The sequence below is a fragment of the Phascolarctobacterium faecium DSM 14760 genome, assembly GCF_003269275.1.
Taxonomy (GTDB): domain Bacteria; phylum Bacillota; class Negativicutes; order Acidaminococcales; family Acidaminococcaceae; genus Phascolarctobacterium; species Phascolarctobacterium faecium.
Map to the genome: position 1 here is coordinate 171604 of NZ_QLTS01000001.1, position 24482 is coordinate 196085.

General features: G+C 46.6%; 25 protein-coding genes and 1 riboswitch. Of the genes, 1 reads left to right on the forward strand and 24 read right to left on the reverse strand.

The features are described from left to right. Positions 1-77: 77 nt before the first annotated feature. The 17 genes from rpe to C8D73_RS00865 form a co-directional block, all read right to left on the reverse strand. On the reverse strand, positions 78-722 hold the full coding sequence (gene rpe, locus C8D73_RS00785) for a ribulose-phosphate 3-epimerase (RefSeq protein WP_113077012.1): 645 nt from the start codon (positions 720-722) through the stop codon (positions 78-80). Further along, positions 719-1609 carry a ribosome small subunit-dependent GTPase A gene (rsgA, locus tag C8D73_RS00790; RefSeq protein ID WP_113077013.1) on the reverse strand — a complete coding sequence of 297 codons (891 nt, stop codon included), beginning with the start codon at positions 1607-1609 and terminating at the stop codon, positions 719-721. Before rsgA ends, rpe begins: the two co-directional genes overlap by 4 nt. Beyond that, complete coding sequence (pknB, locus tag C8D73_RS00795; RefSeq protein WP_113077014.1) at positions 1606-3552, reverse strand: Stk1 family PASTA domain-containing Ser/Thr kinase; 1947 nt, start codon at positions 3550-3552, stop codon at positions 1606-1608. Before pknB ends, rsgA begins: the two co-directional genes overlap by 4 nt. Then, positions 3549-4289 (reverse strand): Stp1/IreP family PP2C-type Ser/Thr phosphatase, encoded by a 741-nt coding sequence (locus C8D73_RS00800; RefSeq protein WP_021718421.1) that lies wholly within the window; start codon positions 4287-4289, stop codon positions 3549-3551. The genes pknB and C8D73_RS00800 overlap by 4 nt, the downstream gene beginning before the upstream one ends. Positions 4290-4349: 60 nt before the next feature. Beyond that, entirely contained in the window at positions 4350-5405 is a 1056-nt protein-coding gene (rlmN, locus tag C8D73_RS00805) for a dual-specificity RNA methyltransferase RlmN (RefSeq protein WP_113077015.1), read from the reverse strand. 3 nt (positions 5406-5408) lie between these two features. Further along, a complete protein-coding gene (gene rsmB, locus C8D73_RS00810; protein ID WP_249033567.1) occupies positions 5409-6776 on the reverse strand; it encodes a 16S rRNA (cytosine(967)-C(5))-methyltransferase RsmB in 1368 nt (455 codons plus the stop codon). Continuing rightward, positions 6763-7554 (reverse strand): DUF116 domain-containing protein, encoded by a 792-nt coding sequence (locus C8D73_RS00815; RefSeq protein WP_021718418.1) that lies wholly within the window; start codon positions 7552-7554, stop codon positions 6763-6765. The genes rsmB and C8D73_RS00815 overlap by 14 nt, the downstream gene beginning before the upstream one ends. 3 nt (positions 7555-7557) lie before the next feature. After that, positions 7558-8502, reverse strand: coding sequence for a methionyl-tRNA formyltransferase (fmt, locus tag C8D73_RS00820; protein WP_113077016.1), 945 nt, complete (start codon positions 8500-8502; stop codon positions 7558-7560). Between the two features lie 23 nt (positions 8503-8525). After that, on the reverse strand, positions 8526-9002 hold the full coding sequence (def, locus tag C8D73_RS00825; RefSeq protein ID WP_021718416.1) for a peptide deformylase: 477 nt from the start codon (positions 9000-9002) through the stop codon (positions 8526-8528). A 64-nt stretch (positions 9003-9066) separates the two neighbouring features. Next, on the reverse strand, positions 9067-11325 hold the full coding sequence (priA, locus tag C8D73_RS00830; RefSeq protein WP_113077017.1) for a replication restart helicase PriA: 2259 nt from the start codon (positions 11323-11325) through the stop codon (positions 9067-9069). Positions 11326-11474: 149 nt separating this feature from the next. Continuing rightward, complete coding sequence (gene metK / locus C8D73_RS00835; protein WP_113077018.1) at positions 11475-12653, reverse strand: methionine adenosyltransferase; 1179 nt, start codon at positions 12651-12653, stop codon at positions 11475-11477. Between the two features lie 95 nt (positions 12654-12748). Then, a riboswitch (SAM riboswitch) is annotated at positions 12749-12859 on the reverse strand. Positions 12860-12989: 130 nt separating this feature from the next. Beyond that, complete coding sequence (gene coaBC / locus C8D73_RS00840; RefSeq protein ID WP_113077351.1) at positions 12990-14192, reverse strand: bifunctional phosphopantothenoylcysteine decarboxylase/phosphopantothenate--cysteine ligase CoaBC; 1203 nt, start codon at positions 14190-14192, stop codon at positions 12990-12992. Between the two features lie 22 nt (positions 14193-14214). Beyond that, positions 14215-14400 (reverse strand): DNA-directed RNA polymerase subunit omega, encoded by a 186-nt coding sequence (gene rpoZ, locus C8D73_RS00845; protein ID WP_113077352.1) that lies wholly within the window; start codon positions 14398-14400, stop codon positions 14215-14217. 2 nt (positions 14401-14402) lie between these two features. Beyond that, positions 14403-15032, reverse strand: a complete 630-nt coding sequence (gmk, locus tag C8D73_RS00850) for a guanylate kinase (RefSeq protein WP_021718411.1) — start codon at positions 15030-15032, stop codon at positions 14403-14405. Between the two features lie 23 nt (positions 15033-15055). Continuing rightward, complete coding sequence (remA, locus tag C8D73_RS00855; protein WP_021718410.1) at positions 15056-15316, reverse strand: extracellular matrix/biofilm regulator RemA; 261 nt, start codon at positions 15314-15316, stop codon at positions 15056-15058. Positions 15317-15334: 18 nt separating this feature from the next. Further along, the gene (locus C8D73_RS00860; protein WP_170123143.1) at positions 15335-16234 is read right to left on the reverse strand and encodes a YicC/YloC family endoribonuclease; all 900 of its coding nucleotides are present in this window, start codon (positions 16232-16234) and stop codon (positions 15335-15337) included. A 33-nt stretch (positions 16235-16267) separates the two neighbouring features. After that, positions 16268-17044 (reverse strand): hypothetical protein, encoded by a 777-nt coding sequence (locus C8D73_RS00865; protein ID WP_113077019.1) that lies wholly within the window; start codon positions 17042-17044, stop codon positions 16268-16270. A 134-nt stretch (positions 17045-17178) separates the two neighbouring features. On the opposite strand from C8D73_RS00865, the gene C8D73_RS00870 reads away from it, so the two are divergent. Next, positions 17179-18918: an Rqc2 family fibronectin-binding protein gene (locus tag C8D73_RS00870; protein WP_021718407.1), complete on the forward strand. Its 1740-nt coding sequence runs from the start codon at positions 17179-17181 to the stop codon at positions 18916-18918. A gap of 51 nt (positions 18919-18969) precedes the next feature. On the opposite strand, the gene C8D73_RS00875 is transcribed toward C8D73_RS00870, so the two are convergent. The 7 genes from C8D73_RS00875 to rbfA form a co-directional block, all read right to left on the reverse strand. Further along, a complete protein-coding gene (locus tag C8D73_RS00875; RefSeq protein WP_113077020.1) occupies positions 18970-19731 on the reverse strand; it encodes a YdcF family protein in 762 nt (253 codons plus the stop codon). 1 nt (position 19732) lies between these two features. Further along, positions 19733-20788 carry an iron-containing alcohol dehydrogenase family protein gene (locus C8D73_RS00880; protein WP_113077021.1) on the reverse strand — a complete coding sequence of 352 codons (1056 nt, stop codon included), beginning with the start codon at positions 20786-20788 and terminating at the stop codon, positions 19733-19735. Positions 20789-20957: 169 nt separating this feature from the next. Then, positions 20958-21224: a 30S ribosomal protein S15 gene (rpsO, locus tag C8D73_RS00885; RefSeq protein WP_021718404.1), complete on the reverse strand. Its 267-nt coding sequence runs from the start codon at positions 21222-21224 to the stop codon at positions 20958-20960. 115 nt (positions 21225-21339) lie between these two features. Next, a complete protein-coding gene (locus tag C8D73_RS00890) occupies positions 21340-22275 on the reverse strand; it encodes a bifunctional riboflavin kinase/FAD synthetase (protein WP_113077022.1) in 936 nt (311 codons plus the stop codon). A 12-nt stretch (positions 22276-22287) separates the two neighbouring features. Beyond that, positions 22288-23172 (reverse strand): tRNA pseudouridine(55) synthase TruB, encoded by an 885-nt coding sequence (truB, locus tag C8D73_RS00895; protein WP_046430007.1) that lies wholly within the window; start codon positions 23170-23172, stop codon positions 22288-22290. Further along, positions 23169-24122, reverse strand: a complete 954-nt coding sequence (locus C8D73_RS00900; protein ID WP_113077023.1) for a DHH family phosphoesterase — start codon at positions 24120-24122, stop codon at positions 23169-23171. Before C8D73_RS00900 ends, truB begins: the two co-directional genes overlap by 4 nt. Next, positions 24115-24477 carry a 30S ribosome-binding factor RbfA gene (gene rbfA, locus C8D73_RS00905; protein ID WP_021718400.1) on the reverse strand — a complete coding sequence of 121 codons (363 nt, stop codon included), beginning with the start codon at positions 24475-24477 and terminating at the stop codon, positions 24115-24117. The genes C8D73_RS00900 and rbfA overlap by 8 nt, the downstream gene beginning before the upstream one ends. Positions 24478-24482 lie beyond the last annotated feature (5 nt).

The following is a 24482-nucleotide window of genomic DNA, read 5'->3' on the forward strand; positions in this document are numbered from 1 at the left end:
TGCTTTAAAGGAGGAAAAACTTTACTAAAAACAAAAACACTGCAAAATTTGCAGTGTTTTTGTTTTTAGCTTTTTAATTATGCTTTTAAACTGGCAATCGCCGCTTTGGTATCAGCAGCGCCATAAACATACGAACCTGCAACCAGTACAGTCGCACCTGCTTCACGTACCAGTTTGGAGTTTTTATCGTTGATGCCGCCGTCTACCTGTATCTCTATGTTCAGGCCTGCATCGTTGATCATCTTCCGCAGCCGGGCGATCTTTGGTACTGTGGTTTCAATGAAGCTTTGACCGCCAAAACCGGGGTTGACGCTCATCAAAAGCACCATATCCACATCCGGCAGAATCTCTTCCACCAGGCATAGTGGCGAAGCCGGATTCAAAGCGACGCCGGCCTGCATACCTTTGTTTTTGATGTATTGCACACAGCGGTGCAGATGTTTGGTAGCTTCGGCGTGTACTACTACCATATCCGCGCCGGCATCGGCAAAATCATCGATATATTGCTCGGGATTGTTGACCATCAGGTGACAGTCAAAAAAGAGATCGGTGACCTTACGGATCTTTTTAACGACCGGCGCGCCAAAGGTCAGGTTCGGTACAAAGGCACCGTCCATCACGTCGATATGCACCCAGTCGGCCCCGGCAGTTTCGATTTTTTTGATTTCGTCTGCCAGATAAGCAAAATCGGCAGATAAGATTGAAGGCGCTACTTTGATCATTTTCTTCCGTCCTTTTCCTTTTTGGATTTTATTTCTTCTAAAATAGTCAGGTACGATTCGTAACGCGACTGCGCTATCTCTCCGGCTGCCAGCGCATCTTTGACGCCGCATATCGGTTCGTGCGTATGTGTGCAGGGCGTAAATTTACATCCATCTTCAAAGCCTGCAAATTCGCGGAAACATGCCGCCAGTTTTTTATCGTCCAGTTCTTCTAAATTCAAATTGCCAAAACCGGGAGTGTCTGCCAGATAACCGCCGGCAAAAGGCAGCAGGTGTGCAAAGCGCGTGGTGTGTTTGCCCCGCCCTATTTTTTCGCTGACACTGCCTGTCACCAGCTGCATACCGGGTTCGATAGCGTTGAGAGTCGATGACTTGCCCACGCCGGAAGGTCCGGCAAATACAGTTATTTTACCGTACAGCCGATCTTTCAGCTTGCCAACATTGATTCCCTGCTGCGCAGAGATCGCATAGACCTCGTAGCCAGCCCGTTTATAAACAGTTTCGATCTCGGCCACCAGCCCCGCCGGTGCCAAGTCGATTTTATTAAGGCAGATAACGGCCGGGATACCAGCCTGCTCTGCCAGTACCAGCAGCTTATCGGCCAGCAGGTAGCTGAAATCGGGGTTGATACAGGCAAATGCGACGATGATCAGATCGACGTTGGCGATAGTCGGCCGCAGCATAAAATTACGCCGCGGCAGAATCCTGGTAATCATACTTTCGCCGTTATGATTGGTTTCAAATTCAACTATGTCGCCAGTGCAGAGTGAAAACCTGATCTGCTTAAGCTTGCCTTTGACCTTGCAGGTGACAAGCTCGTCGGTACCGCTGTCGACATAGTAATAACCGTTATAGGTTTTGATGATTCTTCCCTGGCCGATACTCACAGATTTTTCTCCTCGACCATTTTATTGTTACAGAAGAACTGCACTTTGCCGCTGCCGGTAACTTCCACTTTTTGGCGTATACGTACGCCGGCTTTCTGCGCGCCCTGATAAACAGTTCTCTGTCCGTTGGCATCGATCAGGATGATCTGCACATCCTGGGTACCGCTGCCCTGGGGCACGACGAATTCGGCATATTTATTGACGCTTTGCGGATGACTGCCGGATGATACCTGCAATACAACTTTACCGTCGGCGGCAAACTTAGAGCCTGCAGGCGGTTCCATACCTACTATGCTGCCCTCACTGCTGCCGCTTTCAACATAACGTACGGTAATATCCATGATACCTAACTCGGTCAGGGCTTTTTTAGCATCATTCAAGCTGCTGCCCATTACGTCCGGCATCGACAGGTCTTTGGGATCGCGGCATACAACCAGATCTACCTTCGATCCCTTCGGTGTCTTGTTTTTAGCCTTTGGGGCCTGTTCCAAAACAGAATCGGCCGGTTTGCCTGCCACAAATTTATAAGTTACAACACCAGTTTCGTAACCCAGGTCACTTAAAAACTTTTTGGCATTGTCCAGCTTTCTTCCAATCAAATCAGGCATTTCCAGCATTTCCAGGCCTTTGCTTACTACCAAAGTGATCTCGCTGCCTTCCTTACGCTTACTGATGCCTTCCGGTTCTTGTTTGATAACGTAGCCCGGAGTCACCTTCTCGTCATATTCTTCGTCCAGTTTTACAGTAAAGCCCGATTTTTCCAGGGTTTTCTGCGCTTCCACTACCGATTTACCAACTACGTTAGGCACATCAACTGTTTTGCGGCTGAACACGTTACCGACCATTAAAAAGACAGCGGATAAGATAGCGACCAGTGCAAACAGCTTGATGTATTTGTTCCGGCGTTCCCGCCTGTTGATAGCGGCAGCTTCCTGCACTATCTCGTCAGTACTTTTGTTGAAGGCCGGCTTCATGATAATGGTTTCTTCAGGAGCGCCTTCCTCATTATCATTGGCCCAGTCGTAAATTTTTCCGGTAGGCTCGGCCAGCTCGTTTTTCGAGATCGCCGTAATACCCAGCATTTCGGCATAATCTTCTTCAACGCTTTCCTGCAGCATTTTAGTTTTGATATTATAAAGGTCTTGCCACATTTCTTCGGCGGTCGCATAGCGGTCGGCCGGGTCTTTGGCAAGCGCTTTGTCAATTACTTCCTGCAGCGAATCAGGCAGGTCTGGATCATAGCTTTTCAGCGGCGGCGGCGTTTTTTCGAGGTGCATCATCGCCACAGCAACGGCAGTTTTGCCGTCAAAAGGCACGTGTCCCGTCAGCATTTCATACAAAACGATGCCCAGTGAATAGATGTCGGACTGAGCCGTTACGGGACAGCCTCCAGCCTGTTCTGGCGACAGATAATGCACCGAACCTATCACAGACGATGTATAGACCATCGTCTGACTGGTGACCATACGCGCGATACCGAAATCGGCGATTTTAGGTGTCATGCTTTTATTGATAAGGACATTATGCGGTTTGATGTCGCAGTGAATAATATTGCGGTTATGGGCATGCTGCAAAGCGGCAGCCAGCTCACAGGCAATATGCACGGCCCAGAAAGGTTTGAGCGGGCCCTGCTCCTCTAAAATACTTTTCAATGTTCTACCATCTACGTATTCCATAACGATAAAATACAAACTGTTTTCTTCGCAAACGTCAAAAATATTGACAATTGAAGGGTGGATCAGCCTTGCGGCGGACTGAGCCTCGCGGCGGAACTGTTCGAGCAGGCTTTTATCGTTATTGAACTGAGCGCGCAGTATTTTTACGGCGACTTCCCGGTCCAGCAGCATATCCTGTGCCAGGTAAACCTCCGCCATACCACCGACGCCGACAGGACGCAGGATCTTATAACGGTTATGTAAAATTTTTCCTACCATATCTGTCATGATCTGTTATCCTCCTCGGTCGGGGTCAAGTCTATCAGGATCAGCGAAATATTATCTCTGCCACCGTTGTCTAAGGCAGCTTCCAGCAGCACTTCAGCAGCTTCGGCCGTCTGATGTGCCTGCAGAATCTCGCTGATCTGTCTGTCATCCACCATATCACTTAAACCGTCACTGCATAAAAGCAGCTTGGTATCTGCTGTCAGCTCCAGAGTAAAGCAATCTACTTCCAGCTCGTCTTCGGCTCCAACAGCGCGCAGAATGATATTTTTCTGTGGATGCTTAAAAGCCTCCTGTGCAGTGATTTCGCCGTTGGCCAATAACTCTGCGACGTAAGAATGATCGCGGGTGACCTGCTGTAAAGTGCCGGCACTCCATGTATAAAGTCTGCTGTCACCTACGTTGACCGCATAAGCTTTACCGTCTGCCGCCAGATATACTGCCACGAGCGTCGTGCCCATATCATGATACTGTACTTCACTTTGAGCCATCTGCCTGATATGCTTATTAGCCTGCTGCACTGTTTCACGCATGGCGGTGCATAACTCGGTGCCAGTAAGCTCCTTAAATTTTTCCGCTTCCTGCTGCAAAACCTGTAAGGCTTCCCTGCTGGCGGTTTCTCCGGCTGCATAGCCGCCCATACCGTCAGCCAGCGCAAAAAGCTCAGGTCCTGTTGTCAACAAAGCGTCTTCGTTGACAGTTCTTACCATGCCCACATGGGTTTTACTGATAACGAACATTGACGAACCTCCTAACTTTATAGCTTATGTCTGTTTTTGTCACTGATAACGCCGCTGCTTTCAGTCCTGCTGCTCTTGGGCAAACCTGGCGCGCAGCTGTCCACAGGCGGCATCGATGTCTTTGCCCATTTCCCTGCGGACGGTGGCATTGATTTTATGTTTCTGCAGTACCTTTAAAAATGCTTCAACCACTTTTTTTGATGGGCGTTCAAAGCCTTTTTCTGGCACTGGATTGGCCGGAATCAAATTGACGCTGGCATGTTTGAACCGCAAATGATTAGCCAGCAGCTCGGCTGCTACAGGGCTGTCATTTTTGCCGGCAATCAGAATATATTCATAAGTCACCTGCCTGCCGGTATAACCGACATAAGCTTCGGCAGCCTGGATGACGTCCTGAAAAGGAAAACCTTTGTTGACCGGCATCAGCTCGGTTCTGAGCTCAGGCTCGGCTGCGTGCAGCGAAATTGCCAGATTGATCGGCAGTCCCAGCTGCGTCAGCTTTTCGATACCTGGGATAATACCGCAGGTAGAAATCGTCATGTTCCGGTAACTCATATACAGCGTATTTTCCCGATGCAGGAACTGCAGTGCGCCGATAACGGCGTCAAAATTAAGCATCGGTTCGCCGCTGCCCATAACGACAATACGACTGACCTGCTTACCTTCTCCGACCAGCATACTGTTAAAAATATAAACCTGTGCTAAAATTTCAGCGGCGGTCAGATTACGAATGCAGCCGCTGAGGCCGCTGGCACAGAAAGCACACCCCATATCGCAGCCGACCTGGCTGGATACGCAGACGCTGTAACCATAATCATGGCGCATCAGTACGGTCTCGACCGAATTGCCGTCCGGAAATTCGAGCAGCACCTTGCGGGTCAGATCGTCCTGCGATACCTGCTCGCGCAGGATTTTAAGCTGCTGCGGCAGGAGCGTAAAGTTTGCTTCTAAGATAGCGATATCCGCTTTGGAAAGATTGCGCATCTGATCAAAAGCAGTTACGGATTTTTGGTATAACCATTGATAAACCTGAGCCGCGCGGAATTTCTTCAATCCGGCAGCCACCAAAAGTTCCTGTAATTCAATTAAAGATAAGCCAAAAAGCTCTTTTTTCACAGCCTACTCCTTACGCACCAAAGCGCAGATATAGAAACCATCGGTACCATCGTGCTGCGGCAGCAGCTGCAATTCGTCCACTGTTTCACCTGTCAGCGGGTGCTGAAAACCGGCATACTGCCAGTTGGGATTATTTTCTAAAAATTCAGCGGGAATGTAATGATTTTCGGCCTGCTCTAAAGTGCAGGTACTATAGACCAGCCTGCCGCCAGGTTTGACATAACGGGCAGCATTGCGCAGAATATCGCGCTGCAGCGGCGGGAAAGTTTTCAGATCAAGCTTATTTTTCTTCCAGCGTGCTTCGGCACGACGGCGCAGTACGCCCAGCCCCGAACATGGAGCGTCTACCAGCACGCAGTCTGCCATTGACGCCCACTCAGGCTTAAACTCTGCCGCATCCTGCAGCGACGGCTCAATGATTGTAATGCCCAGCCGCCTGCTGTTTTCTTCGATCAGCTTGATTTTATGCTCGTGGATATCAGTAGCGTAGATAACGCCTTTGTTTTGCATCAGCTGCACTAAATGGGTCGTTTTACCGCCCGGCGCACTGCAAACGTCGATAACTGTCTGCCCGGGCTGAGGTGCTAAAACCGGCGCTACCAGCATCGAGCTTTCGTCCTGCACATAAAACATATCGTTGTATTTACTGAACAAAACACTGAGCGCCGGGATCTTGGTACAGACGATACCATCTTCGCACCATTTGGAAGGTTCGGCCTCAAAGCCATCCTCCTGCAGACTCGCCAGAAGTGTTTTGCGGTCAATCACCAAAGTGTTTACACGCAGTGTCAGAGGCGGTGGCTCGTTATCAAAGCGGCACAAAGCCTGCGCCCCTTCAAAACCGAATTGTTTGAGCCAACGTTTTACCAGCCAGTCCGGATGAAATTCTTTAAGTGCTAAATACTGCCTGGGATCTTTTCCTGCATCCGGATAAACGATACTTTCCTTACTGCGCACCGCTCCGCGCAGCACGCCGTTCACAAATTTTACGATGCCTTCATGCCCGAACTTCTTCGCCAAATTAACGGACTCGTTACAAGCAGCAGAGGCCGGTATGCGTTCCAAAAAATAAATTTGGAAAACACCCAGCCGTAATATATTTAAAATCATCGGTTCGATTTTGCCAAGAGGACGTGATACCAGCTGCTGCAGCAGCCAGTCTATAGTGCCTTTGGCCTTCACCGTGCCGTAAACCAGCTCGGTAACGAACCTTCTGTCCTGTTCGCTATGATTTTGTTTGCTTAGCGCCTTGCCGAGCGCTATATTGGCGTAAGCCCCATCTTTGAAAACGCTGTTGATCACCTGAGCCGCTGTTAAGCGGGCATTTGGCAGCATGTTCACAGCAGCGGCTTGTTCTTTAATGTTCGCCATGCTTTTCCTCAACTTCTAAAAAGTCTAATACTGCGGCCTCCACACGTTTGATATCGACGCGGGTATTGAAGCAGGGCCCGAAGGGACGTTCATTGAGCACGCCGACTACCGGCAGCGGGAACACGTCCTGGATACCGCTGGTCAGATCACGTTCACAGGCCACAGCCACAATAGCTTTCGGTCTGATCTGTTTGACCATTTGCCGGGCCAAAGTTCCGCCTGTGGCTACTGCCATGTGGATACCGTATTTATGGGCCAGCCCCAGCATATCGCCAACGCTGCAGCCACCGCATTGACGGCAGTTTTCGATATTACGGGTGATCTTATGTACGCAGGTATCCAGCTGGATACAGTGCGGGGTCAGGATCATAATGCGGTCGGCAGGAACTTTGACGCGATGCTGCTTGACCAAATGATTACTGACTTCGATAAAAGACTGCTCTATCTTACTGCGCGGGATATCAAAAATTCTGCCTAAAACAACGGCGAAGGGGAATAAGATATTCACAGCCTTCCAGGCCCAGAAGTAAAAGATCTTCATGATGGGCACACCTAAGATAGCCAGTACGATACCGGCAACACCGGCCAGCAATGCTAAAGCAATAGCGATACCGATGCCGCCGAACACCACAGGCAGCTTGGCGTTGATTTGTTCCAAACCAGGCAGAGCTACGCGCCAGGCCATATAAATGACCATCGCGCCAATAACGGCGCTGGCCAGAGTCAGTGAAACAAAGACCCTCTTTTTAGGCTTAAAAACATTTTCAAGTTCAATCATTACTTACCCCTCGATATTACCTAATACAGTGCCGGGCTCTACACCGCGGCCATTGCAGAAAACTTTGGCTTCCATACGTTTTTTCGATTCCGGCTGCACTTCCAGCACTTCCAAGGCACCGCTGCCGCAGGCAACTATAAAACCTTTTTTCGTTACAGCCGTAACTGTCCCTGCTGGTGCCGTCTGCCCCTCTGCCGGAACTGTTTTCCATATTTTCAGGTTTTTGCCGTCCGGCAATCTGGTAAATGCGCCGGGAGCCGGATTAAATCCCCGCACCAAATCGTGTATTTTAGCGGCCGGATTATTCCAGTCGATTTTTTCCATTGCCCGGTCCAGCAGCTTGGCATAGGTTGCTTCAGTCTCATTTTGTTTTTCAGGCTTTGCCGCACCTGAGGCAAGCTCGTCTAACGTTCGCACCAGAAGCTCAGCCCCTTTGACCTTCAATTCGTCATGCAGCTCTCCCATCGTCATTTCACTGCCTATAGGAACGATAACTTTACTGAGAATATCGCCAGTATCCATGCCGATATCCATCTGCATGATCGTTACGCCGGATTCTTTTTCGCCCTGCAAAATCGCATAATGGATCGGTGCCGCACCGCGATATTTCGGCAGCAGCGAAGCGTGTACATTGACGCATCCTAAAGGCGGCAATGCCAAAAGCTCCTGATTGAGCAGCTGCCCAAAAGCGGCAACGACGATGATCTCTGGCCGCAACTCACGCAGCTGGGCAATAACCTCAGGTGTTTTGACCTTCGCCGGCTGATACACAGGTAAACCCTGCGATAAAGCGTATTCTTTAACAGGCGTCATCAGCATTTTCTGCCCGCGCCCTTTAGGACGGTCGGGCTGCGTAACAACGGCAGCGATTTCGTGCTTACCTGATTCCACCAAAGCCTGTAAAGTTCCTACGGCAAAATCTGGTGTACCCATAAATACAATTCTCATTTTGATCTCCTTTAGCTTGCCGCCTATTCTATGCCGACAGGCACTGTTTCTTTAGGTGTCAATACGGTAGCTTTATCAATAAACAGGATACCGTCCAAATGATCCAGCTCGTGCTGTACAGCGATCGCCAGAATGCCGTCGCTGGCAAGCTTCATACGTTTGCCTTTACGGTCAAAAAACTCACATTCAATATATTCGGCGCGTTCTACTTCGCCTTCAAAATTAGGCACCGACAGACAGCCTTCGCCGCCGACAACGGAACCTTCCCTTTTGGTGATAACCGGATTGATAAGCTCGATCAGGCCTTCGCCAACGTCGATAACTACTATTCGTCTGGAAACACCTACCTGAGGCGCTGCCAGGCCTACGCCGTCTGCCGCGTACATGGTTTCCGCCATATCGTTCAGCAAACGGACTGTTTTTTTATCTATACGTTCTACTTCTTTTGCCTTTAACCGCAGCACTGGGTTACCGGCAACAATGATATCTAATTTAGCCACGGTCGGACCTCCTTAATTTTTCGTACCTTATATTATACCATAAAATTCAAACTGCAGGCAATTTCTAAACTACGCTGACAGGGTCGACGTCAAAAAAGACATTTCGGCATTCTTTAAATTCAGAATTCCACAAAGCACGCTTGACCGGCTCCATCTGCGGACATTTTACAAGAATGTTCATGCGGTACAGGTCACGTACCTTGGCAACGATAGCAGGGAACGGCCCCAATACCAACAGTTCCTGTTCAGGATGTTCCAGCTGCAGCGTCTGCAGAAAATTAACGATCCGCTGGGCCAGACTGCTGCCGCGCACTTCTTCCTTATCCAATACCGTAATTTTCAAAATTTCGGTATAAGGCGGATATCCAAGCTCCTGCCTGATTTCCAGTTCGCTGGCGGCAAAAGTGTCGTAATCCTGCGTCGCCGCCAGCTTGATAACTGGATTATCCGGGTCATAAGTCTGCAGGACCACATGGCCGGCCCTGTCACCGCGCCCGGCTCTGCCTGCAGCCTGTGTCAGCAGAGCAAAGGTTCGTTCCGAAGCTCTGAAATCGGGCAGATTCAGCGTCGAATCTGCCGAAAGGATACCCACCAGTGTTACGTTAGGTATATCATGTCCTTTTGCTACCATCTGCGTACCTAAAAGCACATTATATTCACCGCTGCTGAAAGATTTAAGAATATCCTCATGCGCGAATTTTTTGACAGTCGAATCCTGATCCATCCGCAAAATCCTGATTTCCGGCAGTTCGGCAATTTCTGCTTCTGCTTTCTGGGTGCCAGTACCAAAAAATCTGATTCTGCGACTATGACAGTTAGGACATTCGTCCGGGATCGGGGCGGTATTCCCGCAGTAATGGCAGCGCATTGCTTCACCGGCACTATGATAAACCAGCGCAACAGCACAATGCGGGCATACAATACTTTCACCGCAGTCACGACACATCACAAAGGTTGAAAAACCACGCCTGTTCAGCAGTACTATAGCCTGCTCTCCCTGTACCGCCGTCTGCAGCAATGCATCGTTCAGCGCCGCCGAGAGCACAGATTTATTCCCCCGCTGCAATTCCAGCCTCATATCGGCAATTTCAACATGCGGCAGCATACTGCCGTTGGCACGCTGCAGCAAACGCAGATGTGTATATGTTCCCTGGCGCGCTTTATAAAAACTTTCCAAATCAGGTGTCGCACTTCCCAAAACTACCGGAATACCGCTCAGCTGCGCCCTTTTCAGGGCTACTGTCCGCGCATGATAATTGGGCCGCTCGTCCTGCTTGTAACTGCTCTCATGTTCTTCATCAATAATTATCAGGCCCAGATCGCTGAAGGGAGCAAAAACAGCTGAGCGTACACCGATCAGCAGCTTGGCACTGTTAGTACGCATTTTATACCACACATCGGCACGTTCATTCTGTGACAGTTTGCTGTGGGCAACCGCAACTTCATCGCCGAACCAGGCCTGAAAACGTTTAACGATCTGTGCCGTCAATGCTATCTCTGGTACCAGCAGCAGAACCTGCTTGCCTGCTTCCATTGCCTGAGCTGCCGCCCGCAGATAAACCTCTGTCTTACCGCTGCCGGTTATGCCCTGCAACAAAAAAGTTTCCTGATGCGGCTCTGTAATAGCACTGCCGATAGCCTCAACAGCCTGACGCTGCTCGTCTGTCAAATGCAGACTTTCCTTCAGCTCCGTCCTGTTGGCATAGCTGTTGCGCAAAACACGTTGCTCACTACGTTCGCTCCAGCCTTTCTCACATAAGATACGCAGTGTCGCAGCACTCACCTGCACTGACGCCAGTTCCTCCCCGCTTAGAGGGCGTTCGGCTTCTGCCAGCACTTCCAAGGCATGCATCTGTGCACGCAGACGTTTATTATATGCTACCAGAGCCTCACGTCCTGCCTTAGTCACAACAAAGCAGATACGGGTCTTGATTTTCAGTTTATTTTCGTAATCATAAGCGATCAGCTTACCTTCATCGTTATAAACAGCCTGCCGCTTGATGCTGGTTTTACCTGGAATAAACAGCCGCATCGCCTCAGCCGGCGAACACAGATAATATTCGGACAGCCAATTTGCCGTTGCCAGCATTTCCGCATCAAACCAGGGGCGCGTATCCAGTGTCGCCAAAATTTCTTTACATTCGTATTCTGCCGGAGCAGCCGCGGCCAACGATGTCACAAACCCCTCCACTGTCTGATACCCAAATGGCACCACAACACGCCAGCCCACATCAACGTGGTCCAGCTGCGGCGGTACGGCATAGGTAAATTGTTTGAACAAGTTTTTTACAGGCAGGTTGATTGCCACATTTATATATTTCATGTAATGCTCCATTACTGTAAACTTTAACTTATTATACTTCTACTATTTAAATGAAAATTCCTTTATTTTTCCTACGGACAACAGTTTTTATACTAAGATAAAGAAAGTCACAGCTCCTGCAGAAGCTGTGACTTTACCAACATTTTAAATTACAAGCCTGCCTGTTCTTTCAAGGAAGCGGCTTTATCCGTACGCTCCCACGGCAGATCAATATCAGTACGTCCCATATGGCCGTAAGCAGCCGTTTGTTTATAGATCGGACGGCGCAGGTCCAAAGCTTTGATGATCGCAGCCGGACTCAGCGAGAAGTTTTTGCGCACCAGGTCAGCGATCTTATCATCGTCGATCTTACCGGTACCAAAGGTATCTACCAAAACAGATACAGGCTGTGCCACGCCGATAGCATAAGCCAGCTGAATCTCACATTTACCAGCCAGTCCGGCGGCAACGATATTTTTAGCAACGTAACGTGCGGCGTAAGCAGCGCTGCGGTCTACCTTTGTGGGGTCTTTACCCGAGAAAGCTCCGCCGCCATGACGTGCCATACCGCCGTAGGTATCGACAATGATCTTACGTCCGGTCAGACCGGAGTCACCCTGCGGGCCGCCGATAACAAAACGGCCGGTAGGATTGATATAGTATTTGGTATCAGCGTCCAGCATTTCTGCAGGTACGATCGGTTTAATAACATGCTCCATAATATCAGCGCGGATCTGCTCCATCGGAATTTCAGGCGCATGCTGAGAAGAAACTACTATAGCGTCGATACGTACGGGCTTACCGTCGTCGTATTCAACTGTAACCTGAGTTTTGCCATCAGGACGCAGATACGGTAAGGTACCGTTTTTACGAACTTCCGACAACCGACGGGCCAGCTTATGAGCCAGACAGATAGGCAGCGGCATATATTCTTCGGTTTCGTTAGTAGCGTAACCAAACATCATACCCTGGTCGCCGGCGCCTACCTCAGTTTCCTCTGCTTTGCCTTCTTTAGCTTCCAGTGCTTTATCAACACCTAAAGCGATATCGGCAGACTGCTCGTCGATAGAGATCAGCACGCCGCAGGTATTACCGTCAAAACCATATTTAGCACGGTCATAGCCAATATTGACTACAGTTTCACGGGCGATTTTCGGAATATCCACATAACAGTTTGTGGAAATCTCACCGACAACATGAATCTGACCGGTTGCCACCAAAGTTTCACACGCAACACGTCCCATCGGGTCCTGTTCTAAGATAGCGTCTAAAACCGCATCAGAAATCTGATCGGCGATCTTATCCGGATGTCCTTCTGTTACAGACTCAGAAGTAAATAATTTTCTCATAATTAGCCTCCTTTAGATAAAGTACACATCATCAATCTGCCTGCTTACTAAAAAAGCGCTCTCATAATGAGAGCGCTGCGTATTATTGTTCAGCATTCTCATCTCACGAATTATCGCAGGACTTAGCACCGTTTTGCAAGACTTTCACCTTACAATGGTTGCTGCGGTTTCACAGGGCCATTCCCTCCACCAGCTCTTGATGAGTAATATTCAATTACAATGCTTATTATAGCGGAACAACTTTCAAATTGCAACAGATTTTACAAAAATCTTTCATTTTTACATCCCGAGGCCTACAAAAGCTTATTTCTACGCCTTTTGAACGAGTTATACTATTTACGATTTGAGCAAACGCAGAACAGTATTCAAAAGCTCTTCTGCAACTTCTGCTTTGGTCATTTGCTCCAGCTCGCGCACTTCGCCGTCCGGAAACAGGAATTTAACGATATTGGTATCAGAGTTAAATCCTGCCCCCTGCAAAGTGACATCGTTAGCAACGATCATATCCAAATTCTTTTTGCAGATTTTTTCTTTTGCATTAGCAATCAGATTTTGAGTTTCGGCAGCAAAGCCTACCAAAAACTGTTTTTCTTTACGTTCGCCCAGAGCTTTTAGAATATCAGGGTTTTTATCCATTACGACAGTTAAAGCGTCGTCAGTTTTCTTTTTGATTTTCTGTTCGGCAACATCATGGGGTCTGTAATCAGCCACAGCAGCAGCTTTGATCACTATATCCATGTCGTTGTAAGCTGCCAGACAGGCGTCCATCATCTGCTGCGTAGTTTCAACCTGCACCGTTTTGACATTAGCAGGCGGATTCAGCACCGACGGCCCCGAAACCAGCGTCACCTCGGCACCGCGGTCAGCAGCGGCCTGCGCGATAGCATAACCCATCTTACCGCTGGAGCGGTTGCCGACATACCGTACCGGGTCGATCGGCTCGCGGGTACCGGCAGCAGTTACCAAAACACGCAGATTTTTCATATCGCCACAACTTCTGGCAAAGAAAGCTTTGACAAATTCCACGATCTCACAAGGCTCAGGCAGACGTCCCGCACCAGAAGTACCACAGGCCAAAAAGCCTGTCGCCGGGGCCATCACAGTTACGCCATGCTCTTTCAGGCAGGTAATATTTTCCTGCGTCAAAGCATTTTCATACATACCTGTATTCATCGCCGGACAGACGATGATCGGTGCCTGAGCGGCCAGTAAAGTTGTAGAAAGCAGATCGTCGGCAAGACCGTGCGCCATTTTCGCAATGATATTGGCAGTAGCCGGAGCTACTACAAAAACATCAGCCCAGTTTGCCAGAGCGATATGCTCAACATTAAATTCCTGGTTACTGTTCCACATAGAAGTCGCAACAGCGTTGCCGCTGATTTCCTTAAATGTCAGCGGCGTAACAAACTGCCGGGCATGCTCTGTCATAACGACACGCACCTCGGCCCCCTGCTTGCGCAGACGGCTTACCAGATCGACAGCTTTATAAACGGCGATACCGCCAGTAACGCCTAAAACGATTTTCTTTCCTTTTAGCAACAAGGCACTAAGCCCCCTTATCTCAGCGTACTTTACGCTCGTAAGTAATAACATCGTCAGCGATCTCGCGTAAAGCGGTGCTTACTTCTTTCTGAGGCATATTCTGATTGCCTACCGTCAGTTCACGGGCACGTTTGGCAGCTAAAATCACCAGGGTGTATTTACTGTCAACTTTCTCTGCTAAATAATCGATAGAAGGGTCAACCATACTCATATTTCTCTCTCCTTATGTGCCGCATGGCAAATTTCATTGATAATAAAATAAGTTCTGGCAGCACGGTAACGTTCTGCTTCCATGATCGTCAAAACTTTGCTGGTAGCTTTCTGCGCCACATCATTGACGACTATATAATCATATTCGTTGGCATAAGCCAGTTCACCTGTTGCCGAAGCTAAACGGCGTTTAATAACGTCTTCGCTGTCCGTGCCGCGTTTATAAATGCGCGAGCATAATTCATCAAGTGACGGTGGTACGATAAACACAAATACTCCATCAGGAAAGCGTTTTTTAATCTGCATCGCGCCCTGGATATCAATCTCCAAAATAACATCCTTACCCTGATTCAGCAGTTCCATAACATAAGAACGGGGCGTACCGTAATAATTTCCATAAACCTCGGCATATTCCAGCAGTTCTCCCTCTGCGATCATCTGCTTTACTTCTTCCACAGATTTAAAAAAGTAATTCACGCCGTCAACTTCGCCGTTACGCGCCTGTCTGGTAGTAACTGAAACGGAATAAGCCAAGTCGGGAAGCTTTTCCCTAAGCATCTGACAAATCGTTCCCTTGCCGGCTCCTGAAGGCCCGGACAAAACTAATAATAACCCCTGCGGCTTCACGATTAGCCCACCTTCCGTTTTATTTATTCTTCGTCTTCGTCGTCAGTCTGCACTAAACGGTTGGCGACTGTTTCCGGCTGCACAGCCGATAAAATAATATGACCGCTGTCAGTCACGATAACCGCTCTGGTTCTGCGGCCATAAGTGGCATCAATCAGCATACCTCTGTCGCGCGCTTCCTGAATAATCCTTTTGATAGGAGCAGATTCAGGACTGATGATAGAAATGATCCTGTTGGCAGCTACAATATTGCCAAAGCCAATATTGATCAATTTGATATCCATACTTTCACCCTTTCCCCATTACTCGATATTCTGGATCTGTTCCCTGATTTTTTCTATCTCAGCTTTGATCTCCACAACAACTTGCGCCAAAGTATAATCGTTGGCTTTGGAAGCAATGGTATTTGCCTCGCGGTTGAATTCCTGGATAAGAAAATCGAGCTTGCGACCGACAGGCTGATCTGCATCAATGATCAGCCTGAATTGTTTAATATGGCTTTTCAGTCTGACGATCTCCTCAGTAATACTGGTACGGTCAGCAAAAATAGCGACTTCCTGCAGCAATCGTTCCGGTTCAATGACCTGGTTATGTTTCGCAAGCAGTTCGTTGATCCTGTCGCTCAGGCGAATCTGGTATTCTTCAACTACCTGCGGCGAACGTTCTTCGATTACTGCCAGTTTTTCGGCAATCAGATCGGCACGTTTAATGAAATCACCATAGATATTACTGCCCTCGGTCTCACGCATAGCGACAAGATTACTGATAGCCTGACGCAAAGCCTGTTCCAGCTTCGGCCAAACACTCTCAACGTCAAAAAAACCTTCTTGTGCATTGATCACATCCGGGCAGCGTGACAAATATAAAATTTCCGACTGCTCGTTAAGCTTATAGTCTTCACAGCCGATAGCGGAACCAACATCACGCAAAGCGTTATGATACGCCAGTACCAAAGCTTTATCTACTTTAATCGAAACGTTTTCTGTATTGGTATAAGAAGCATTGATAAAAACATCGATGCGTCCACGATTAACAGATTTTAAAATAGTCTTACGGATTCTGTCTTCTACCGGATTCAAAAAACGCGGTAAGCGAATAGCTACCTCGTTATAACGGTGATTGACCGTTTTCATTTCAATCGTTACTGAAAACTGCTCGTCTTCATATTCACCCCGGCCGAAGCCAGTCATACTTTTCAGCAAGCTAAAACCTCCTAAATTTTATGATGATTCATTTTATTTTAATAACGCAGGATCCACGGCAAATTCTCGTCCGCCGCAATAAGCGTCCTTAATGACCAGTAAATAAGGTTTGTCAACATTGAATTCTGCCTGATCAAAATAAAAATTATACTGCAGCTGGCAGATCTTCTGCTTTACTTCCACAGACTCAGATTTGACATCCGATTTCGTTTTCTGCTCCAAATCGATGTCTGCAGGCTTGATTTTATTTTCCTTCAAGGCATCCAGCTGTTTTTGCAGTGCTGCCGCTTTTTCCTGGATCGTTTCCATCCGATCCAGCTTTTTCTGTACCTCCACATCAACGATAGGCTTATTGACCGCCTTGTCAAGATATCTGCCGTCTAAATAGTCGCTGTGGTATGGTGTGACAAAATTCCCATTTTGCACAAGCTGCACTTCCAAATCTTTTTCATTCAGAATTATCGGTGCGTTGATCACCGCACGTATAACTAGCACGCCATCGTAACGCGCTACCAGTTCTTTAGCATTCTCCACACTGATACCGGCAGCCTCCTGCGTTTTTCCTGCGGTATCCAGAGCCGTCAGCAGATAAGGAGTATAAACTATGATCCTTTCCTCATCACGATAAGGATTGGTTTCAAAACTTTCAGCAATTACCCACGGCTGCAGCATAACTGCGTCATTTTTTTCACCCTGATAGCTTTTACCATAGGCAATAGCCGCTTCTAAATTCTGATCAGTAGCTGAAAGCGCCGCTTCTGCCTGCAGGCAAAAGACAACCAGGCACAGCACCAAAAGCAGATTTTTCATAATCGTATCCCCTTCCGATTATTTGCTAATCGCGAAATCTGTTGTATACTTATTCTTGAACTATTATTATATCTTATTCTGCTTTCACGTGCAAATCAAAATCACTAAAAAACGAAGTAAAAAGGAGCAAATCAATGAATTTAGAAGGTTTGACCTTGCATATTTTAACAAATAAACTAAAAGAAGAGCTTTTAGGCGGCAAGATCTACAAGGTTTTTATGCCCTCATACGAGTCGCTGCTGCTGCTTGTAAAACGCGAACGCGATACTGCGGCATTGCTTGCTGATTTCAGCTGCGGTTCACCGATGCTGTACCTGCCGAATAATTTACCCGAACGTCCCGAAAGTCCTCCGGCTTTTTGTATGCTGCTGCGCAAGCATCTGGAAGAAGGCCGTATAACCAGAATCGAGCAAAGCGGTCTGGATCGTATCATTACCATAGATATTGATACAATCGGTACCGCTAGACAAATAGTTACTAAACAACTGATTTTTGAACTGACCGGCAAAAACAGCAATATCATTTTTGCCGAAAACGGTCTGATTTTCGACAGCTTGAAGCATGTTAATAAAGCAATGAGTTCTTTCCGGCAGATCATGCCTAATCTGCCTTATCTTGCGCCGCCTCAGCAGACCGGCCTTTCTATTTTAACAGCTCCAGCTAATGCAATCATTGAGGCAATGCACGAATTTAAAACTAAAAACAGCTTAGCTGCTTTGATCGCTGCCACTACAGGCATTGGCAAAATAACTGCATCCGAGCTTTTAGCTGCGGCTGGTATAGATAGCAACACAACTGCTTTGACTGCAGAGGAAGAACAACGTCTCGCCAATGCAATCTATTCATTACAGCAATCAGCTAATCAGCAAACATCAGCGCCGGTATATGCTGTCATCAGCCGCACTAATCAGGTCAAGACTATTCTGCCTTTTGCGCCCACGATTTTGGAACCAGGCTGTAATACTAAACAACTGCCAGATATCAACAGTGCGCTTAATTATGCAGTCACCCTGACGCCAATTCAACTACCTGAACAGGAAACACTGCAAAAATTAGTCATCGGCGAAAGTCAGCGTCTGGAAAAGAAGCTGCCGGTTTTGGAAAAAGATCTGCTTACCGCTGATAAAGCTGAAGCACAGCGGATGATCGCCGATACCATCATGGCTAATATTTATCAGATCAGCAAGGGACAAAGTTCCTGCCAACTGCTTAATATTTATGACAACGAGCCGCTTGAAATCCAATTATCCCCCTTACTTTCACCTACTGAAAACGCACAGGCTTATTATAAACGGTACAATAAATATAAACGTGCACAAAGCGAAGTCCAAAACCAAATTGAAACGACCAGGGAGATGCTCAATTACCTGGCTTCCATTGACGCTTCACTGACTACGGCAACAACCAAGAACGAAATTGCTGAAATAAAACAGGAGCTTATCACCGCAGGACTGCTGCAGAATCAGGGCAAAAAACATAAAGGTCAGGAACCAAAATCGGAGCCGCTGCTCATAAAGCTTTCCAAAGAAACGACCTTATATATCGGTAAAAATAATAAACAAAACGACTACGTGACTTTTACATTAGCACGCGGTAAGGATCTGTGGTTCCATACTAAAAACATTCCCGGATCACATGTCATCTTAAAAACAACGCTGCCCCAGGCAACGGCAAGTGATATTGCAGCAGCAGTTCTACTGGCCGCGTATTTCAGCAAAAGCCGCAGCGGCAGCAAGGTACCTGTAGACTGTACCGAGCGGCGTTTTGTCAAGAAACCCAATGGCGCTAAACCTGGGTTTGTGATCTATACCGATCAAACAACCTACTATGCTACGCCTGATGAAGCAGAGGCTCAAAAACTTTTAAGCAAATAATAAAAACACCTGGTTTACCGACCAGGTGTTTTTATTTTACCATGATTATTTTTACAATATCTTTAAAGCCAGCAGCCCTAAATATTCCTTTAACGCCATTGCAGAAAGCTCCAGCGCAAACCCCTGCGGCATAAAGCGAAAAATACTTAGCTGCATTTTTCCGCTCAGCTGATAATCACAGGGAAAAGGCACTATGTCCAAACCTTTATCCGCAAAATTCAGTACACTGCGCGGCATATGAAAAGCAGAGGTCACCAATACGATTTTCTGCCACTGCTGTTCACGGCACAACGCAGCAACATTAACAGCATTTTCAGTTGTATTTCTTGCTTCGGTATCAGTAAAAATCTGTTGTGGCGGTACACTCAGCTCTAGCAGCACTTTTTCTGCCACTGTAGCTTCTGTACCACTGTCGGCAAAAACCTGCCCACCGCTGATAATGATCGGGATATCTAATCGTTTCTGCAAACGCACCCCGGTGATCAGTCTATTCATAGAGACCGCCGACAAGGCCTCTCTACCACTGATATCAGGCACATCCCTGACCGCTCCGCCACCAAGAACAACTACAGCATCAGTTTTACCGATTATTTTTTCCAACGCCGGAGGAACATACTGCTTTTCCAGTCCCTGCATCAGCATTCCGGCAACAGGAAGAATCGAAAACAGATATAAAGTGACCGTTACTGCTGTTAAAGGATAACGAAGTCTGCTGCGTTTCTTAAAACAATAACCGCACAGTAAAAACAGCATTACAATAATACCGCCGGGCGGCAGCAGCCAGCCCGAAATAAACTTATGTACATACAGCATATTACTTACATTCCTTCACCAGCATCTCATACATCTGTCTGAAAATCTCCGGCTGTAAATTGATCTTATTTAAAATCGTATAACGCTTACGGACTTCTTTGGCAAACATCCAGGCTTTGATAAATTCTTCTTCAGTAATATTCAAAGTTTTTGGGCTAACGGAAATATCGTAAGCTTCCAGAAAATCCAGCAGAATATGATGGTCACGTCCCTGAAGACGGCAGGCTACGACACTGCCAAGAGCTACCAAAATACCATGTGGGATATTATGCTCAAACAGCTCATCCATAGCGTGACAGAATAAATGTTCCGACCCGCTGCAAGGACGTGAATTACCAGCTATCTGCATCGCCAGCCCGCTCAAGACCAGTGACTGGGCCAGCATTTGAATCCCGGGAACTGTCGTCAGTGATTTAGCCTCAGAATATAAAAGCGAAGTAAACGCCGTTTCAGAAAGCATATAGGCAAAATCGTTAGGACGATCGCTGTTTTCTTCACAACCCAGCTTCCAATCATACAGTGCCGTATAATTACTGATCGTATCACCGACACCGGCTTTCATCAAAAGCCTCGGCGCGTCAAAAACAATATCAGTATCGATCAATAATCCGTCAGGAATTTTAGAAGTAAAAGAATGTTTGCGGCCGTTTTCTGCAAACAATACGGAAACAGGAGAAGCAACGCCGTCATTGCTAAGTGTAGTCGGTATCGCTATATAAGCTACGTTGGCAACAAAAGCAGCATACTTGGCCGTATCCAGTGCTGTACCACCGCCCAAACCAATGATCAGGCTGATATTGTTCATTGCTACCTTTTTAGCAACATCAACAGCAAAATCAAAGGAACTCTCCTGAACGGTAATGATTTCAAAATCCAGTAACTGTTTCAATAGAACAACGACTTTTTTCTCTAAAGTCTGTAAAAGTCCGTCTGTCGTTAAAATCAAAGTTTTGGTATGAATAAGTTTAGGCATATATAAACTTAGATTTTTATTGAGGTCCTGAACTGCGTTTTCTTTGACCTGCATAAACAACGGCAAGGAATAATTACTCATCATTTAACCTCCCGGCGTAGTTTTATTAGCATATTATCTATTCCCTATTATATAGCAAAATCATTGTTACTAACAGCATTATTACTAAAACAAAACAATATTTTACAAAACTCTGTCACCTTAACAGGAAAATAAAAAAGCCTGCCGAAAAGGCAGGCTCTGATACTCAAAATTATTTACGGATACCAAGTTTAGCAATGATAGCGCGATAACGTTCGATATCTTTAGCCATCAGATAGTTCAGCAGACCACGACGTTGACCAACCATTTTCAGCAGGCCGCGACGGGAATGATGATCTTTTTTGTGTTCTTTCAGATGCTCGGTCAAATATTTGATGCGTTCGCTCAAAACAGCGATTTGTACTTCCGGAGATCCGGTGTCGCCTTCATGACGTGCATTTTCAAGAATGAGTTGTTGTTTTCTTTCAGCTGTTAACATTGTAATTCCTCCATTTTTTTATAATCCCCAAAGCATAGAGGTCGTTGGAGAAGCGAGCATCCAAGCCTTGGTTAAAGTACTTATGTAGTATACCACACTTGACTTTTAAAGACAACTATTTTTTGTAACATTGGAAATAATTTTTAATATTTTCGCGGTCTTCAGTAATACGTGCTTTCAGCTCATCAATACTGGCAAACTTTTCTTCACCACGTATATATTTATAAAAGTAAACAGTGATCTCCCTGCCATACAGATCGCCTTTAAAATCAAACAGATTTACCTCCAGACGTGCATGCTCCACATCGCCAAAAGTAGGGTTATTGCCGATATTGGCCATACCGAAATACAGCTTATCGCCTACCTTGACCTTGACCGCATAACCACCAGTTGCCGGCACAGCAGTTTCACTGCGCTGCAGTTCGATATTCGCAGTTGGAAAACCAATTGTCCTGCCGCGCTGCGCCCCATGCGTAACTATACCGGTGAGCGCATAAGCACGCCCCAGCATCTGATTAGCATGCTCCACATGCCCTGCCTGAATCAGACTTCTGATGCCAGTACTGCTGATAACGTTTTTACCGCATTTGACCAGTTGCCTGATAATCACGGTAAAGTGATCGTGCAATCCGGTACGCTGCAAAGTATCTGTTTTACCGCTGCCTAAAAAACCATAGCTGAAATTTTCACCTACTACTAAGCATCGATAATTAAATACAGCCAGTTTTTTCAAAAACTCATCCGGCGATAATCCAGCTAAATCATGATCAAAAGGTACGTTCACCAAAATATCAACGCCTAATTTTTCCAGGTATTTTATTTTTTGCTGCTGCGTAATAATTCGCACTGGCACTAAATCAGGCTTGATCAAGGATAAGGGATGATTGCTGAATGTAAAAACAATCAGCTTCAAATCATGCTTTTGGGCATAATCACGTGCTGTTTTTATAATATCCTGATGACCTAAATGCAGCCCATCAAAAGTTCCCAAAGCAATAACACTGGGACTATATTCAGTTTTCACAGCTTCTAATGAAGTAATGATTTCCATATCTGCCTCAATCTAAATCATTTCCGCATCTGCTTGAAATTGTTTCAATATTTTTTCAGCTTTAACGAGCTCGGACTCTGCACTGCCAATGCCAAGAAAATCACCTGTAATCGTTTTCAAGCGGTATGTACCGTTTGAAATGCCTCGCACAGTGGTCTTTACCCCCTGAGTAATCCGCAGCGCCTGCTTATCTGTCAAAACCAGTTCCTGTAAATCCTGCACTGCTGCTTCGGCAGGAAGCAGATAAGCATACGGTGCAGCGGCAATTTCTTCCAGAGTTTTGGCCTCTGACAGGTAAAAATCTCCTACCTGTTTGCGTAATAAAAAGCTCATTGTGCCGCACATACCAAGTTCTGCCGCAATATCTTCCAGCAAAGTCCTTACATAAGTTCCTTTTGAACATACAATATCAAGTGTTAAAGAAGTACCAGTTTTATGAAGCAGCTCTAAAGCATCAATAGTAATGCTCCGTGCTTCCCGTTCAACTTCAATCCCCTGCCGTGCCAGCTGATAAAGCTTCTGACCATCTTTTTTTATAGCAGAGTACATGGGCGGAATCTGTTTTTGTTCACCGATAAATTTTTGCAGAGTTTCTTGAATTTCGGCTTCAGTAACAACACGAACCTCTGAACTGGCAATGATCGTACCACTGTCGTCTCCTGTGTCTGTCTTGATACCGAATTTCAGTTCAGCCCGGTAATTTTTACGGCCTTCGACTGCATATTCCAACAGCCTTGTTGCCGTACCGATAAAAACAGGCAGTACTCCCGCGGCATCAGGATCAAGTGTGCCGCCGTGTCCGATTTTCTTAGTTTGCAAAGTCCTGCGCAGAAAGCCGACCACATCGTGAGACGTCATTCCACAGGGCTTGAGTACATTCAAAATGCCTGATGTCATACTAATTTTTCCTTTAAGGCTTTCAAAAGCTGCTGCTGCGCTTCAGGTAAAGCAGCTTCGATAGTACAGCCTGCCGCGCGCAGATGACCGCCGCCGCCGAAGGTAATAGCGATTTCAGAAACATCAAGGTTACGAGACCGCATACTGACACGGGTAACAGCTTTTTCCACAGCTTTAAACATAATAGCAACTTCGACGCCTTCAATATACCTTGGATAAGAAATGAAGGTATCTGTATCAACATCTTTGTCATACATTTCGTTATTAATAGAAATATATGCAATTTTACCATCAGCATCAAATGTCAATGTTTCCAGAACCTTTGTCAGCATCTCGATATTAGAGCGCGGCTTAATCTCCATACTGTCAGAAATTTCATTGGGTTTTACCCCTATTTCCAATAAAGCTGCAGCTATCCGCATCGTTTTCGGCATCGTATTAGAATATTTGAAAGAACCGCAGTCCGTATACAGCGCCGTATAGATACACGTTGCCATCTCCAGATCCACTTCAACTCCTAATGTATCAATCAACTCATACATAATTTCACCAGTAGCAGCCGCAGCTGTATCAAGATACAAATAATCGGCATATTCGGTATTAGAAATATGATGGTCGATATTGAGTGTTTTAGGAGCATTGACACACTGTGACACGTTACCGGCTCTATCTAAAGAACTGGCGTCGATCACGACTAACAGATCCGCAGCTATCCGCTCATCATTTTGAAAACGGACAAAGCTTTCGATACCGGGTAAAAATTTATAGACCTTTGAGATTTCATCATCAACAGTCACAATGACATCTTTCCCAAGCTTCTGCAAAGCTTTCATCAAACTCAAAGCAGAGCCCAGCGTATCACCGTCTGGGCTCACATGAGAACATAATACTATTTTATTGGCAGCCTGCAGTAAAGCGGCTGTTTCCTGCAGGGAACAATGCTTACTCATGCGAGGGACCTTCCTCTTCTTTGATTTTCTTCAGCAATCCCTCGATATGTGCACTATACTCCATCGAAGTATCTTTTACTAAAATCAAATTAGGAGCAAAGCGGAGGCGAATCCGCTTTGCTATTTCCGTACGCATAAAGCCAAGTGCTTTATTCAATCCCTGCCAGGCGGCTTCATGATCCTTTTCCGGACCATAAAGGCTGACATATACTTTAGCAATGCTCATATCGTCAGTAAGCTCAACACCGGTAATGGTAACAAACTGGATCCGTGGATCTTTGATATCCATCAGCAGCATTTTACTAAGCTCCTGTTTGATTGCTTCCTGTACTTTTTCTACTCTTAATCTAGCCATAGTTC